General features: G+C 56.6%; 12 protein-coding genes. 6 read left to right on the forward strand and 6 right to left on the reverse strand.

Translation table 11 applies throughout. The features are described from left to right. Positions 1-311 precede the first annotated feature (311 nt). From carA to folA, 6 genes are all read left to right on the forward strand, one after another. The gene (gene carA / locus VPX56_RS03980) at positions 312-1,460 is read left to right on the forward strand and encodes a glutamine-hydrolyzing carbamoyl-phosphate synthase small subunit (protein ID WP_326470017.1); all 1,149 of its coding nucleotides are present in this window, start codon (positions 312-314) and stop codon (positions 1,458-1,460) included. An 18-nt stretch (positions 1,461-1,478) separates the two neighbouring features. Continuing rightward, the gene (carB, locus tag VPX56_RS03985) at positions 1,479-4,703 is read left to right on the forward strand and encodes a carbamoyl-phosphate synthase large subunit (protein WP_039260850.1); all 3,225 of its coding nucleotides are present in this window, start codon (positions 1,479-1,481) and stop codon (positions 4,701-4,703) included. Between the two features lie 188 nt (positions 4,704-4,891). Next, positions 4,892-5,125, forward strand: a complete 234-nt coding sequence (locus tag VPX56_RS03990; RefSeq protein WP_003856439.1) for a YgdI/YgdR family lipoprotein — start codon at positions 4,892-4,894, stop codon at positions 5,123-5,125. A 105-nt stretch (positions 5,126-5,230) separates the two neighbouring features. After that, entirely contained in the window at positions 5,231-5,761 is a 531-nt protein-coding gene (gene kefF / locus VPX56_RS03995) for a glutathione-regulated potassium-efflux system oxidoreductase KefF (RefSeq protein ID WP_131633984.1), read from the forward strand. Then, positions 5,754-7,619, forward strand: a complete 1,866-nt coding sequence (kefC, locus tag VPX56_RS04000; RefSeq protein WP_263610007.1) for a glutathione-regulated potassium-efflux system protein KefC — start codon at positions 5,754-5,756, stop codon at positions 7,617-7,619. The genes kefF and kefC overlap by 8 nt, the downstream gene beginning before the upstream one ends. Positions 7,620-7,733: 114 nt before the next feature. Then, entirely contained in the window at positions 7,734-8,213 is a 480-nt protein-coding gene (gene folA / locus VPX56_RS04005; protein ID WP_263610008.1) for a type 3 dihydrofolate reductase, read from the forward strand. A 35-nt stretch (positions 8,214-8,248) separates the two neighbouring features. On the opposite strand, the gene apaH is transcribed toward folA, so the two are convergent. Genes apaH through lptD form a run of 6 tightly spaced genes read right to left on the reverse strand, consistent with a single transcriptional unit; the run spans position 8,249 to position 15,005 of the window. Next, complete coding sequence (apaH, locus tag VPX56_RS04010; RefSeq protein WP_131633981.1) at positions 8,249-9,097, reverse strand: bis(5'-nucleosyl)-tetraphosphatase (symmetrical) ApaH; 849 nt, start codon at positions 9,095-9,097, stop codon at positions 8,249-8,251. 4 nt (positions 9,098-9,101) lie between these two features. Next, the gene (gene apaG, locus VPX56_RS04015; protein WP_131633980.1) at positions 9,102-9,479 is read right to left on the reverse strand and encodes a Co2+/Mg2+ efflux protein ApaG; all 378 of its coding nucleotides are present in this window, start codon (positions 9,477-9,479) and stop codon (positions 9,102-9,104) included. A 3-nt stretch (positions 9,480-9,482) separates the two neighbouring features. After that, on the reverse strand, positions 9,483-10,304 hold the full coding sequence (rsmA, locus tag VPX56_RS04020) for a 16S rRNA (adenine(1518)-N(6)/adenine(1519)-N(6))-dimethyltransferase RsmA (protein WP_131633979.1): 822 nt from the start codon (positions 10,302-10,304) through the stop codon (positions 9,483-9,485). After that, positions 10,301-11,287 (reverse strand): 4-hydroxythreonine-4-phosphate dehydrogenase PdxA, encoded by a 987-nt coding sequence (pdxA, locus tag VPX56_RS04025; protein WP_407655108.1) that lies wholly within the window; start codon positions 11,285-11,287, stop codon positions 10,301-10,303. Before pdxA ends, rsmA begins: the two co-directional genes overlap by 4 nt. Further along, positions 11,287-12,573 carry a peptidylprolyl isomerase SurA gene (gene surA / locus VPX56_RS04030; RefSeq protein ID WP_131633977.1) on the reverse strand — a complete coding sequence of 429 codons (1,287 nt, stop codon included), beginning with the start codon at positions 12,571-12,573 and terminating at the stop codon, positions 11,287-11,289. Before surA ends, pdxA begins: the two co-directional genes overlap by 1 nt. A 53-nt stretch (positions 12,574-12,626) precedes the next feature. After that, positions 12,627-15,005 (reverse strand): LPS assembly protein LptD, encoded by a 2,379-nt coding sequence (gene lptD, locus VPX56_RS04035; RefSeq protein ID WP_326470027.1) that lies wholly within the window; start codon positions 15,003-15,005, stop codon positions 12,627-12,629. Positions 15,006-15,232 lie beyond the last annotated feature (227 nt).

The raw sequence follows: 15,232 nt of genomic DNA on the forward strand, positions 1-15,232 counted from the left end.
TGTTGCGGTAATGTAAATTTTGACCATCTGGTCTACTTTTTAGTGTTCTCACGCCTGGATTTTCACTAAACTTGTCGCGCAAGCGGTTTCTATAGTGATTTACCTGATCTTTTTGCCGCTTAATCTCCATTCAGGCCGTCAGTCTCGCAAAAGAATAAACAAAATATCCGTTTTGAGTTGACTTTTACCCACCAAATCCCCAGAATGCCGCCGTTTGCCAAAAATCCGCTGGCAACACATTTGCATTGATTCATGATGTGGTTATGAATTAATATGCAAATAAAGTGAGTGAATATTCTCTGGAGGGTGTTTTGATTAAGTCAGCGCTATTGGTTCTGGAAGACGGAACCCAGTTTATCGGTCGGGCCATAGGGGCAACGGGTTCGGCGGTTGGGGAAGTCGTTTTCAATACTTCAATGACCGGTTATCAAGAAATCCTCACTGATCCTTCCTATTCTCGCCAAATCGTTACTCTTACCTATCCTCATATCGGCAATGTCGGCACCAATGCGGCTGACGAAGAATCCTCTCAGGTACATGCGCAAGGCCTGGTCATTCGCGACCTGCCGCTGATTGCCAGCAACTTCCGCAATACCGAAGACCTCTCTTCCTACCTGAAGCGCCATAACATCGTGGCGATTGCCGATATCGATACCCGTAAGCTGACGCGCCTGCTGCGCGAGAAGGGTGCACAAAACGGCTGCATCATCGCGGGTGATAACCTGGATGCGGCCCTGGCGCTGGAAAAAGCGAAAGCTTTCCCGGGCCTGAACGGCATGGACCTGGCGAAAGAAGTGACCACCGCGGAAGCCTACGGCTGGACGCAGGGGAGCTGGACGCTGGAAGGCGACCTGCCGGAAGCGAAAAAAGAGAGCGAGCTGCCGTTCCACGTGGTGGCCTACGATTTCGGCGCCAAGCGCAACATCCTGCGCATGCTGGTTGACCGCGGCTGCCGCCTGACGGTGGTTCCGGCGCAAACGTCTGCTGAAGAGGTGCTGAAGATGAATCCGGACGGCATCTTCCTCTCTAACGGTCCTGGCGACCCGGCGCCGTGCGATTACGCCATCGCCGCCACCAAGTCCTTCCTGGAAACCGACATCCCGGTATTCGGCATCTGCCTCGGCCATCAGCTTCTGGCGCTGGCGAGCGGTGCGAACACCGTTAAGATGAAGTTTGGTCACCACGGTGGTAACCACCCGGTGAAAGACATCGATAACAACATGGTGATGATCACCGCGCAGAACCACGGTTTTGCCGTGGACGAAGCGTCCATGCCGGCTAACCTGCGCGTGACGCACAAGTCGCTGTTCGACGGCACCCTGCAGGGCATCCATCGCACCGACAAGCCAGCGTTCAGCTTCCAGGGGCACCCTGAAGCCAGCCCGGGCCCGCACGATGCCGCACCGCTGTTCGATCACTTCATCGAACTTATCGAGCAATACCGTAAGACCGCTAAATAATCAGGAGCTGAGAAGACAATGCCAAAACGTACAGACATAAAAAGCATCCTGATCCTCGGCGCTGGCCCGATTGTTATCGGCCAGGCCTGCGAATTCGACTACTCCGGCGCACAGGCGTGTAAAGCCCTGCGTGAAGAGGGTTACCGCGTAATCCTGGTCAACTCCAACCCGGCGACCATCATGACCGACCCGGAAATGGCTGATGCGACCTACATCGAGCCGATTCACTGGGAAGTGGTGCGTAAAATCATCGAGAAAGAGCGTCCGGACGCGGTACTGCCAACCATGGGCGGCCAGACGGCGCTGAACTGCGCGCTGGAGCTGGAGCGTCAGGGCGTGCTGGAAGAGTTCGGCGTGACCATGATTGGTGCGACCGCCGACGCGATTGATAAAGCAGAAGACCGTCGCCGCTTCGACGTGGCGATGAAGAAAATCGGCCTCGACACCGCGCGTTCCGGTATCGCACACAATATGGAAGAAGCGCTGGCCGTCGCGGCTGACGTGGGCTATCCGTGCATCATCCGTCCATCGTTCACCATGGGCGGCACCGGCGGCGGTATCGCCTACAACCGCGAAGAGTTCGAAGAGATTTGCGAGCGCGGTCTGGATCTCTCCCCAACCAAAGAGCTGCTGATTGATGAATCGCTGATTGGCTGGAAAGAGTACGAGATGGAGGTGGTGCGTGATAAAAACGACAACTGCATCATCGTCTGCTCCATCGAAAACTTCGATGCGATGGGTATCCACACCGGCGACTCCATCACCGTTGCGCCAGCCCAGACCCTGACCGACAAAGAGTATCAAATCATGCGTAACGCCTCGATGGCGGTACTGCGTGAGATCGGCGTGGAAACCGGCGGTTCTAACGTGCAGTTCTCCGTGAACCCGAAAACCGGCCGTCTGATTGTTATCGAAATGAACCCGCGCGTGTCCCGTTCCTCCGCGCTGGCTTCTAAAGCGACCGGCTTCCCGATTGCGAAAGTGGCGGCGAAGCTGGCGGTGGGCTACACCCTCGACGAGCTGATGAACGACATCACCGGTGGCCGCACCCCTGCGTCCTTCGAGCCGTCCATCGACTACGTTGTGACCAAAATTCCTCGCTTCAACTTCGAGAAATTCGCGGGCGCGAACGACCGTCTGACCACCCAGATGAAATCCGTCGGTGAAGTAATGGCGATTGGCCGCACGCAGCAGGAATCCCTGCAGAAAGCGCTGCGCGGCCTCGAAGTGGGCGCGACCGGCTTCGACCCGAAAGTGAGCCTGGACGACCCGGAAGCGCTGACGAAAATTCGTCGCGAGCTGAAGGACGCGGGCGCAGAGCGTATCTGGTACATCGCCGATGCCTTCCGTGCGGGCCTGTCCGTCGACGGCGTGTTCAACCTGACCAACATCGACCGCTGGTTCCTGGTGCAGATTGAAGAGCTGGTGCGTCTGGAAGAGCAGGTCGCGGAGCTGGGCATCAACGGCCTGGACGCTGACTTCCTGCGCGTGCTGAAGCGTAAAGGCTTCGCCGATGCGCGTCTGGCTAAGCTGGCGGGCGTGCGTGAAGCGGAAATCCGCAAGCTGCGCGACCAGTACGACCTGCACCCGGTCTACAAGCGCGTGGACACCTGTGCGGCAGAGTTCTCCACCGACACCGCCTACATGTACTCCACCTATGAAGACGAGTGCGAAGCCAACCCGTCCGTCGACCGCGACAAGATTATGGTGCTGGGCGGCGGTCCAAACCGTATCGGCCAGGGCATCGAGTTCGACTACTGCTGCGTACACGCCTCCCTGGCGCTGCGTGAAGACGGTTACGAGACCATCATGGTCAACTGTAACCCGGAAACCGTATCGACCGACTACGACACCTCTGACCGCCTCTACTTCGAGCCGGTGACGCTGGAAGACGTGCTGGAAATCGTGCGCATCGAGAAGCCAAAAGGCGTTATCGTGCAGTACGGCGGCCAGACCCCGCTGAAGCTGGCGCGCGCGCTGGAAGCGGCAGGCGTGCCGGTTATCGGCACCAGCCCGGACGCGATTGACCGTGCGGAAGACCGTGAGCGTTTCCAGCAGGCGGTTGACCGTCTGAAGCTGAAACAGCCGGCGAACGCCACCGTTACCGCCATCGAAATGGCCGTTGAGAAGGCGAAAGAGATTGGCTACCCGCTGGTGGTGCGTCCTTCCTACGTGCTGGGCGGCCGCGCGATGGAAATCGTTTATGACGAAGCCGACCTGCGCCGCTACTTCCAGACCGCGGTGAGCGTGTCGAACGATGCGCCAGTGCTGCTCGACCGCTTCCTCGACGACGCGGTGGAAGTGGACGTTGACGCCATCTGCGACGGCGAAATGGTGCTGATTGGCGGCATCATGGAGCACATCGAGCAGGCAGGCGTGCACTCCGGTGACTCCGCCTGTTCTCTGCCCGCGTACACCCTGAGCCAGGAGATCCAGGACGTGATGCGCCAGCAGGTGCAGAAGCTGGCCTTCGAGCTGCAGGTTCGCGGCCTGATGAACGTCCAGTTCGCGGTGAAGGACAACGAAGTCTACCTGATTGAAGTGAACCCGCGCGCGGCGCGTACCGTACCGTTCGTCTCCAAAGCCACCGGCGTTCCGCTGGCGAAAGTGGCGGCGCGCGTGATGGCGGGCCAGACGCTGGCGCAGCAGGGCGTGACCAAAGAGATCATTCCACCGTACTACTCGGTGAAAGAAGTGGTGCTGCCGTTCAACAAATTCCCGGGCGTTGACCCGCTGTTAGGGCCAGAAATGCGCTCTACCGGGGAAGTGATGGGCGTGGGCCGCACCTTCGCAGAAGCGTTCGCGAAGGCGCAGCTGGGCAGCAGCTCCACCATGAGAAAATCGGGCCGTGCGCTGCTCTCCGTTCGCGAAGGCGACAAAGAGCGCGTGGTTGACCTGGCCGCCAAGCTGCTGAAACAGGGCTTCGAGCTGGATGCAACCCACGGTACGGCGATTGTGCTGGGCGAAGCCGGCATCAACCCGCGCCTGGTGAACAAGGTGCATGAGGGTCGTCCGCACATTCAGGACCGCATCAAGAATGGCGAATACACCTACATCATCAACACCACCGCAGGCCGCCAGGCGATTGAAGACTCCAAGCTGATTCGCCGCAGCGCACTGCAGTACAAAGTGCACTACGACACCACCCTGAACGGCGGTTTCGCAACGGCCATGGCGCTGAACGCGGATGCCACCGAGAAGGTGATTTCGGTCCAGGAAATGCACGCGCAAATCAGCAAATAATCTGCTTTATCACGTAGGCCCGGCAGGCGGCAGCGCCGCCGGGCAAATGGCGGGTGGCGCTTCGCTTACCCGCCCTACGTTTTCCTTTCCCTTCTTCGGAACCTTCTGGTTTTCCATCCGCTTTCAGTCAGTTAGCCTAAAATGGTTAGGTAGATAACCAAATTCAACTGAGAGCAGGGGAAAACACCATGCAAAATAAACTACTGATCGCTTCCGTTCTGGCTGCCACTGCAATGTTTACCGTTGCGGGCTGTTCATCTAATCAGGCCGTAAAAACCACCGATGGTAAGACCATTGTCACCGACGGCAAGCCGCAGGTAGATGATGACACCGGCCTGGTGTCCTATAAAAATGCCGAAACCGGCCAAACCGAGCAGATTAACCGTGACCAGGTTAAATCAATGGGCGAACTCGATAACTAGTTCAGATTTATGACGTTAGCCCGTCAATAATATTCACTATTAGCCTGCTGAATTACTGACTACACTCTTTTGGTAAAAGAAAGCAGTAAAACAACAGGCTAATTAATGATTCTGATAATTTATGCGCACCCGTATCCGCAGCACTCGCATGCGAATAAGCGGATGCTTGAGCAGGTAAGGACGCTCGATAACGTAGAGATACGTTCCCTCTATCAACTCTATCCCGATTTTAATATCGATATCGCCGCCGAACAGGAGGCGCTTTCCCGTGCCGATCTGATTATCTGGCAGCACCCGATGCAGTGGTACAGCACGCCCCCGCTCCTCAAGCTGTGGATCGATAAGGTCTTTTCTCACGGCTGGGCGTATGGCCACAACGGCAAAGCGCTGCAGGGCAAAAGCCTGATGTGGGCCGTGACCACCGGCGGCGGTGAAAGCCATTTCGATATTGGTTCGTTCCCCGGCTTTGACGTGCTGGCGCAGCCGCTCCAGGCGACGGCGCTCTACTGTGGCCTGAACTGGCTGCCGCCTTTTGCGATGCACTGTACCTTTGTCTGCGACGATGAAACGCTGCAGGCGCAGGCTCGCCACTACAAACAACGCTTACTTGAGTGGCAGGAGACGCACAATGGATAGCCATACGCTGATACAGGCGCTGATTTATCTCGGCGCGGCGGCGCTGATTGTGCCCGTGGCGGTTCGCCTTGGGCTGGGCTCGGTGCTTGGCTATCTGATTGCCGGATGCGTGATTGGCCCCTGGGGCCTTCGCCTGGTGACCGATGCCGAAGCGATACTGCATTTTGCGGAAATCGGCGTTGTGCTGATGCTGTTTGTCATTGGTCTTGAGCTTGATCCGCAGAGGCTGTGGAAGCTTCGCGCCTCGGTGTTCGGCGGCGGTGCGCTGCAGATGCTGGCCTGCGGCCTGCTGCTGGGCGGCTTCTGTATCCTGCTGGGAATGGAGTGGAAGGTAGCCGAGCTTATCGGCATGACGCTCGCCCTTTCCTCAACGGCCATTGCCATGCAGGCGATGAACGAACGCAACCTGACCGTCTCTCAGATGGGGCGCAGCGCGTTCTCCGTACTGCTTTTCCAGGATATTGCCGCCATTCCGCTGGTGGCGATGATCCCGCTGCTGGCGGCAAGCGGCTCTTCCACTACGTTAGGCGCATTCGCGCTGTCGGCGCTTAAGGTGGCTGGCGCGCTGGCGTTAGTTATTCTCCTGGGCCGCTACGTGACCCGTCCGCTGCTGCGGTTTGTTGCGCGCTCTGGCCTGCGCGAAGTGTTCAGCGCCGTTGCTCTGTTCCTGGTGTTTGGCTTTGGCCTTCTGCTGGAAGAGGCCGGGCTGTCGATGGCGATGGGCGCCTTCCTGGCAGGCGTTCTTCTGGCAAGCTCTGAATACCGCCACGCGCTGGAAAGCGATATCGAGCCGTTTAAAGGATTACTGCTGGGGCTGTTTTTCATCGGCGTCGGGATGTCCGTCGACTTCGGCACGCTGGTTACGCATCCGCTGCGGATTGTTATCCTGCTGGTGGGCTTCCTGGTTATTAAAATGGCGATGCTGTGGCTGATTGCCCGCCCGCTTAAAGTACCGAATAAACAGCGCCGCTGGTTCGCCGTGCTGCTGGGGCAGGGGAGCGAGTTCGCCTTCGTCGTCTTTGGTGCGGCGCAGATGGCGAACGTGCTCGATCCGGAGTGGGCGAAGGCGCTGACGCTGGCCGTGGCATTGTCGATGGCCGCTACGCCGATCCTGCTGGTGGTGCTGACGCGTCTGGAGAAATCGGGTAGCGGCCAGGAGCGCGAGGCGGATGAGATCGACGAGGAGCAGCCGCGCGTCATCGTTGCCGGTTTTGGGCGATACGGGCAGATCGTTGGGCGATTACTGCTCTCCAGCGGTGTGAAGATGGTCATCCTCGATCACGATCCTGACCACGTGGATACCCTGCGTAAATTCGACATGAAGGTGTTCTACGGCGATGCGACCCGCGTCGATCTGCTGGAATCTGCCGGGGCGGCCAAAGCCGAGGTGCTGATTAACGCCATCGACGATCCGCAAACCAGCCTGCAGATGGTGGAGCTGGTGAAAGCGCACTTCCCGAATCTGACCATCATCTCCCGCGCGCGCGATGTGGATCATTATATCCAGCTGCGTCAGGCGGGCGTTGCGGCACCGGAGCGTGAAACGTTCGAAGGCGCGCTGAAGTCTGGCCGCATGGCGCTGGAAAGCCTGGGGCTGGGAGCGTATGAAGCGCGCGAGCGTGCCGACCTGTTCCGCCGCTTTAACACCGACATGGTCGAAGAGATGGTGGCGATGGCGAGCAGCACGGCGTCGGAGCGCGCGGCGGTGTTTAAACGCACCAGCGCGATGCTGACGGAAATCATTAATGAGGATCGCAACCACCTGTCGCTGGTCCAGCGTCACGGCTGGCAGGGCACGGATGAGGGCAAGCATACCGGCAATCCTGAAGACGAACCGGAGAGTAAACCTTCCGCGTGAAGTGGAGTTGCCAGCAATAATAAAAAATTTCTGTTTCTTTACCCTGCCGCCAGTCGACGAAAGATTAAGCTTTCCGTATAGTGGCGGCAATTTTTTGCATCCGGGAAATTTTCAATGATCAGTCTGATTGCAGCGCTGGCGGTAGACCGCGTTATCGGTATGGAAAACGCCATGCCGTGGAACCTGCCTGCCGATCTCGCATGGTTTAAACGTACAACGTTAAACAAGCCGGTAGTGATGGGCCGCCTGACCTGGGAGTCGATTGGTCGTCCATTGCCGGGCCGTAAGAATATCGTTATCAGTAGCCAGCCGGGCACTGACGATCGCGTTCAGTGGGTTAAGTCCGTGGACGACGCGATCGCCGCCTGCGGTGACGCCGAAGAGATCATGGTGATCGGCGGTGGTCGTGTGTATGAGCAGTTCCTGCCGAAAGCGCAGAAGCTGTATCTGACGCACATTGATGCGGAAGTGGAAGGGGATACCCATTTCCCGGATTACGATCCGGACGAGTGGGAGTCGGTGTTCAGCGAATTCCACGATGCCGACGCGCAGAACTCGCACAGCTACTGCTTCGAGATTCTGGAACGTCGTTAAGCTATTTCCCCTCACCCTGCGGTGAGGGGAATGCGTCAGGAGGCGACGGCCTCACCTTCCCCTAAGTCCAGCTGTCGATTGGACGGCTGCACGAAGTACGCTTTATCTTCCCAACGTAAGCAGGTCAAATCCCCGCCCCAGCAGCAGCCGGTATCCAGTCCGTAGATCCCTTCTGGCGTGCCTTTACCTTCAAGCGCAGCCCAGTGGCCAAATACGACGCTGTACTCGTTTGTCACCGGCCCAGGAATGGCAAACCACGGTTTGAGCGGTGCGGGCGCGCTTTCAGGCGTCTCCTTCGAATACATATCCAGCTGTCCGTTGGGGAAGCAGAAACGCATGCGCGTAAAGGCGTTAGTGATAAAACGCAGGCGCGCCAGGCCGCTGAGATCCTCGCTCCAGTGGTTCGGCATATCGCCGTACATGGCATCGAGGAAGAAAGGATAGGAGTCGCTCGCCAGCACCGCCTCGACGTCGCGCGCGCAGGTTTTTGCCGTCTCCAAATCCCATTGCGGCGTGATCCCGGCATGTGCCATGACCAGCTTTTTCTCTTCATCAACCTGCAAAAGCGGCTGTCGGCGCAGCCAGTTGATCAGATCGTCGGCATCCGGCGCTTCCAGCAAGGGCGAGAGCCTGTCCTTTGGCTTGTTACGGCTGATCCCGGCGAAGACCGCCAGCAGATGCAGGTCGTGATTGCCCAGCACCATGCGTACGCTGTCGCCGAGTGATTTGACGAATCGCAGCACGTCCAGCGAGCCGGGACCGCGCGCGACTAAATCCCCCGTCAGCCAGAGCGTATCCTGGCCTGGAGTAAAGTCGACCTGCTTTAACAATGCGATCAGTTCATCGTAGCAACCGTGAACGTCGCCAATCAGATATGTAGACATGGGATTAATGGATGAGTGTGGTTACGGCGAGACGGAACACAGGAATAGCAACGCGGAACGCGTTGCCATCGACGTCGACCATTTCATAATGGCCCTGCATGGTACCCATTGGCGTTTCAATCACCGCGCCGCTGGTGTACTGATACTCTTCGCCAGGATCAATGTGCGGTTGTTCACCCACCACACCCTCACCCTGGACTTCGATTTCGCGGCCATTGCCGTTGGTGATAAGCCAGTAACGCCCCAGCAGCTGCACAGGCATCCGCCCCAGGTTGCGAATGGTCACGGTGTACGCGAAGACATAACGTTCTTCATCCGGTGAGGATTGCGATTCAACATAAATGCTTTGCACATGGACACAGACGCGGGGCGAATCAATCATGGCTTAACTCTCCTTCGGCGGGGCATTTTCGCTGATGTAATTAGCCAGCTTGCAGTACTGCTCGACGGAAATATTCTCCGCACGCATGGCCGGGTCGATCCCCAGCTCGGCTAGTACCTCAACGGTAAACGAATTGCTCAGGCTGTTGCGGATCGTTTTACGGCGCTGGTTAAACGCTTCTGTTGTGATACGGCTCAGTACGCGCAGCTCTTTGACCGGGTATGGCTTCACCTTGTGCGGCACGAGGCGCACAACCGCAGAGTCTACTTTCGGTGGCGGCGTGAACGCTGACGGCGGCACTTCAAGTACCGGGATCACGTTGCAGAAATACTGCGCCATCACGCTTAAACGACCATACGCTTTACTGTTCGGCCCTGCAACCAGACGGTTAACCACCTCTTTCTGCAGCATGAAGTGCATGTCGGCAATGGCATCAGTATAGCTAAACAGGTGGAACATCAGCGGGGTGGAGATGTTATACGGCAAGTTACCGAATACGCGCAGCGGCTGGCCCATTTTCTCTGACAGTTCGCCAAAGTTCATGGTCATCGCATCCTGCTGATAAATCGTCAGCTTCGGCCCGAGGAACGGGTGCGTTTGCAGACGTGCCGCGAGATCGCGGTCGAGCTCGATAACCGTCAGTTCGTCAAGACGTTCGCCGACGGGTTCGGTCAGCGCGGCAAGACCCGGGCCGATTTCGACCATCGCCTGACCTTTCTGCGGATTAATAGCCGAGACAATGCTTTCGATCACAAACTGATCGTTGAGGAAGTTCTGCCCGAAGCGTTTACGGGCTAAGTGGCCCTGATGGACTCGATTAGTCATTGAGTATTAACAATCATTTTGATGGCGAGATTAAGCGCCGTAATAAAACTGCCGACATCCGCTTTCCCCTGGCCTGCCAGATCCAGCGCAGTACCGTGGTCAACGGACGTTCGAATAAAGGGTAAACCGAGGGTGATATTCACGCCGCGGCCAAAGCCCTGGTATTTTAGCACGGGCAGGCCCTGATCGTGGTACATCGCGAGCACGGCGTCGGCATTATCCAGGTATTTAGGCTGGAAAAGGGTATCCGCAGGCAGCGGCCCGCTGAGGTTCATCCCCTTCGCTCGCATCTCCTCAAGCACCGGAATGATGGTGTCGATCTCTTCGGTGCCCATGTGTCCGCCTTCCCCGGCGTGCGGATTCAGGCCGCAGACCAGCACGTGCGGCTGCGGTATCCCAAATTTGGTCTGCAGGTCGTGATGCAAAATCCCGATGATCTCGCGAAGGAGCTCAGGGGTGATGGCATCAGGAATGGCTTTGATCGGCAGATGGGTTGTCACCAGCGCGACGCGCATCTCCTCGGTGGCCAGCATCATCACCACTTTCGGGCTGTGCGAGCGCTCTTCAAAGAATTCGGTGTGTCCGGTAAACGGGATGCCGGCGTCGTTGATAACGCCTTTATGCACCGGGCCGGTGATCAGCGCGGCAAACTCACCGTTCAGGCAGCCGTCGCACGCGCGCGCCAGCGTCTCGACAACATAGTTGCCGTTTTCAGCGCTGAGCTGGCCTGGTACAACGGGCGTACGAAGTGGGACCGAAAGAAGGGTGAGGGTGCCGGCCTGCTGTGGCGCGGGCTGCTGGCCTTCAACATAAGGGAGGAGCGTTAAAGGCAGACCGAGCAATGTTGCCCGGTCCTGTAACAGCGTTGCATCAGCGCAGATGACCAGCTCAACGGGCCAGCTGCGCTGGGCGAGCTGGACAACAAGGTCTGGCCCAATCCCGGCGGGTTCGCCGGGAGTGATCACAACGCGATGCTGTTTCATCAGTTGCTCAGTATTTTCACGTAAGCGCTGGCGCGTTGTTCCTGCATCCAGGTTGCCGCTTCTTCAGAGAATTTACGGTTAAACAGCATACGGTAGGCTCTGTCTTTCTGCGCCGCGTCGGTTTTATCCACGTTGCGGGTATCCATCAGCTCAATCAGGTGCCAGCCAAAGGAGGAGTGTACCGGCGCGCTCATCTGGCCTTTGTTCAGCTTCATTAACGCATCGCGGAACGCCGGATCGTAGATATCCGCTGCAGCCCAGCCGAGATCGCCGCCCTGATTAGCAGAGCCTGGGTCCTGAGAGAACTCTTTAGCCGCTTTGTCGAAGGTGGTTTTACCGCTCTTAATGTCGGCCGCAATTTGCTGCAGCTTAACCCGGGCCTGATCGTCGGTCATGATCGGTGATGGTTTCAGCAGAATGTGGCGAGCATGCACTTCCGTCACGGAAATATTCTGGCTCTGACCACGCAGATCGTTCACCTTCAGAATGTGGAAGCCGACGCCTGAACGGATTGGCCCTACGATATCGCCTTTCTTCGCGGTGCTCAGCGCCTGAGCGAAGAGAGAAGGCAGTTCCTGAATGCGTCCCCAGCCCATCTGGCCGCCCTTCAGCGCCTGCTGGTCTGCAGAGTACGTGATGGCGAGCTTGCCGAAGTCACCGCCGTTACGCGCCTGTTCAACGATAGAACGCGCCTGGCTTTCCGCTTCTGCAGCCTGATCGGAGGTTGGGTTTTCCGGCAGTGGGATCAGGATGTGGCTCAGGTTCAGCTCCGTGCTGGCATCGTTCTGGGTGCCCACCTGTTTTGCCAGCGCGTCCACTTCCTGCGGCAGGATCGTCACGCGGCGACGCACTTCATTGTTGCGCACTTCCGAAATCAGCATCTCTTTACGGATCTGATTGCGGTAGGTTGGGTAGCTAATGCCATCATAAGCCAGACGACTGCGCATCTGATCCATGCTCATGTTGTTTTGCTTGGCGATGTTGGCGATTGCCTGATCGAGCTGTTCGTCAGTGACCTTCACACCCATTTTCTGACCCATCTGCAGAACGATCTGATCCATGATCAGACGCTCCAGGATCTGATGGCGCAGCGTAGCGTCATCCGGAAGTTGCTGACCTGCCTGGTCCGAGTTGAGCTTCACAGATTTCATCAGACCGTCAACGTCGCTTTCAAGCACAACGCCGTTGTTAACCACAGCGGCGACTTTATCAACAACCTGGGGTGCGGCGAAGCTGGTATTCGCAACCATAGCGACACCGAGCAGCAGCGTTTTCCAGTTCTTCATACTTTTTCCATTTCAATTAACCGCAGAGCGGATTACGTTGTAAATCAAGCACATTACAATGAGCTACGGTACGGCAGAATGTTTGAACGCAGCATTTTCTGCGTACCCAGACCGTAGTTGGAGCTCAGGCCGCGAAGCTCGAAGTTAAAGCCAATCACGTTATCGTATTCGCTTTGATTGTTTTTGGTATCCCAGCCGTTAAGCTTGCGTTCGTAACCGACGCGCAACGCATAACAGCAGGAGTTATATTGCAGCCCCACCATTTGGTCTGCCGCTTTATTGGCGTTGGTATCGAAGTAATACGCCCCGACGATTGACCAGCGATCGGCAATCGGCCAGCTCGCAACGGCACCCACCTGCGAGATACCGTCTTTATACTGTTCCTGAGTCCAGGTCTTATCGTTGTTGTTTTTTGGCAGCGTAGCCTGAATATATTCAGGGCTGGCATAACGATAATTCAGCTGAACCAGTCGGTCTTCATCACGACGGTATTCGATAGTGGCGCTACTGTTCGCGATGTTATCCAGGCGGGTGTCATACTGCACGCCGCCGCGCAGACCCCAGCGGTCCGTCATACGCCAGTAGGTATCACCGGCCCAAACGACAGAACCTGTCTTATCGTTATCTTCCCACTGTAAATTTTGCTCATCTCCCGTACGTGATTCCGTGAAATAGTAGATTTGACCAACAGAAACGTTAAAACGTTCAACTGAGGCATCATCATATACACGCGTGGTCACGCCGGTAGTGAGCTGGTTTGCAGAAGCAATACGGTCAAGACCACCGTAGGTACGGTCGCGGAACAGGCCGCTATAGTCAGACTGCAGCAGCGAGGAGTCGTAGTTGTTGATGTTGCTCTGATCGCGATACGGTACGTACAGATACTGCATCCGCGGCTCGAGGGTCTGAGTATAGCCATCAGCCAGCAGCCCCATATCGCGCTCAAAGATCAGCTTGCCGTCCATTTTAAACTGCGGCAGGGTACGATTTACGGACTCTTCAAGGCGTGCGTCATTGCTGGTGTTATAGCTATCAACATTCTTCTGCTGATAGTGGGTTGCCATCAGCTTGGCTTCGGTGTTCAGGCTCGCCCAGTCGTTTGACCACGGCAGGTTGATCGTCGGCTCGATATGAAGACGCGTCGCTTCCGGCATATCGGAGTTGGTATTCACGAAATGTACGGCCTGTGCGTAAACGCGGGTATCGAATGGCCCCACATCGTTTTGATACCAGTTAACGTCCAGCTGCGGTTCAGCACCATAGGTACTGTTGGTCTGGTTGCTGAAGACCTGGAACTGTTTGGTGGACACCGTGGCGTTAAAGTTCTGGATGGCATAGCCAGCACTGAATTTCTGCGTCGCGTAGCCGTCGGTACTTGAACCGTATTTGGAATCAAAGTCGTTGAAATAGGTGGAGTCACTGACCTTGGTGTAGTCGACGTTAAAGCGCCAGACCTGATCCATCACCCCGGCATGACGCCAGTAGAATAACCAACGGTGACGATCGTCGCCGGATGGGTTATTTGTCGTATCGTCTTTATAAACGTTATCTGACGGCAGGTAATCCAGCTCCATTAAGCCCGTACCCGCTTTAGTCAGGTAACGGAACTCGTTCTCCCACATGATATTACCGCGCTTGTGGATATAGTGCGGCGTGATCGTGGCGTCCATGTTGGGCGCGATGTTCCAGTAATACGGCAGGTAGAACTCAAAATAGTTCGTGGTGCTGTATTTGGCATTGGGGATCAGGAAGCCGGAACGACGTTTGTCGCCCACGGGAAGCTGTAAATACGGGCTATAGAAAACAGGTACCGGGCCGAGCTTGAAGCGCGCGTTCCAGATCTCTGCAACCTGCTCTTCACGGTCATGAATCACTTCACTCCCGACTACGCTCCAGGTATTCGACCCCGGCAGACAGGAGGTGAAGGTACCGTTTTCAAGAATCGTGTAGCGGTTTTCACCGCGCTGTTTCATCAGGTCGGCATCACCACGCCCCTGACGTCCCACCATCTGGTAATCACCTTTCCAGACGTTGGTATCTTTCGTATTCAGGTTTGACCAGGCTTTCGGACCTTTCAGGATGACCTGGTTGTCGTCGTAATGCACATTACCCAGTGCATCCACCGTACGTACCGGTTCGACCGCACCTTCCGGCTGCTTCTGGTGCAATTGCACTTCATCGGCACGCAGGCGGCTATTGCCTTGGTTAATATCGACGTTGCCCGTGAACGTCGCGTTGTCCGGATAGGTGCCTTTAGAGCTATCGGCAGTAATGGTTACCGGCAAGCTATTCGTATCGCCCTGAACCAGTGGGCGATCGTAGCTTGGGACGCCAAGCATACACTGCGAGGCGAGATCGGCTGCCAGCCCCTGCTGACTGTACAGAGCGGCACCAATCATTGTGGCCAGGAGGGTGGGGATACGTTTTTTCATACGTTGTATTTTATTGTTCCGTCATCAGTGGCTACGGCTTACAAACGCTCAGAGACTATCTTACTCATCAGCGCAGTACCAGCGTTAATCCTGCCCGTTTGCGCGCCAAGTGTTAGGCTCGCTATCGAATGACGAGTATGATAAAGCAAATTATAGGCGATGTCCTTCAATTGACCGTGGCTTGAACACAGTGATTATGGCGTTGCGTCGACCAGGAACATGACTAT

Origin of the sequence: Enterobacter wuhouensis, assembly GCF_035835995.1 — a bacterium.
Taxonomy (GTDB): domain Bacteria; phylum Pseudomonadota; class Gammaproteobacteria; order Enterobacterales; family Enterobacteriaceae; genus Enterobacter; species Enterobacter wuhouensis.